2 protein-coding genes are annotated in these 620 nt (G+C 69.0%); one reads left to right on the top strand and one right to left on the bottom strand.

From position 1 onward, the window contains the following. Window positions 1-242: helix-turn-helix domain-containing protein (locus CCL05_RS43330; protein ID WP_143590078.1), on the bottom strand; the 242-nt coding region annotated here is incomplete at its 3' end. A gap of 121 nt (window positions 243-363) precedes the next feature. Between CCL05_RS43330 and CCL05_RS43325 the strand changes: the two genes are divergently transcribed. Next, window positions 364-620 (top strand): SDR family NAD(P)-dependent oxidoreductase (locus CCL05_RS43325; protein ID WP_143590077.1); only part of this gene is annotated, 257 nt, incomplete at its 3' end.

The following is a 620-nucleotide window of genomic DNA, read 5'->3' as shown; positions in this document are numbered from 1 at the left end:
GTGTCGTCCAGGCGCAGGACACCGGCCAGTGCTTCGAGGATCTCGCGGGAGGGATTGCGGTCACGGCCCTGCTCGATCCGGGCGTAGTAGGAGGGACTGACCCCGGCCAGCAGCGCCAGCTCCTCCCGGCGCAGTCCCTTGACCCGCCGTCGCGTGTTGTCGACGACTCCGGCAGAGGCAGCGTCGATCTTTTCCCGGCGACTGCGCAGGAAGGAACCGAGTTGGTTGTCTTCGCGTGCCATCCGGCGAGCGTACCGCTCCTCATAGACCGGGCCGCTCGTGCGCCGTAGGTGAAGCTCACCCTGTGAGGGCCTGCCTCAAGGGGGCGTGGCACGTCCGCCGGCTTGCTGTTGCCATGGAGGCATGTCGAACCACAGCAACGAATCATCTGTCTGGCTGATCACCGGCTGCTCCAGCGGTCTGGGCCGCGCCTTGGCCGAGCACGCTCTCGAGCGGGGCCACCGAGTGGCTGTCACCGCCCGCAACCGCGCCTCCGTGACCGATCTCGCCGCGAAGTACGGCGACCGCGCGCTGGCTCTACGGCTGGACGTGACCGACCCCGCGTCGGTGAGCGCGGCCGTCCAGACCTGCGAGGCGGAGTTCGGGCGCATCGACGTCCT

Source organism: Streptomyces africanus (genome assembly GCF_002150735.1).
GTDB classification, from domain to species: Bacteria; Actinomycetota; Actinomycetes; order Streptomycetales; family Streptomycetaceae; genus Streptomyces; species Streptomyces africanus.
This window is presented reverse-complemented; position numbering and strand designations above follow the sequence as displayed.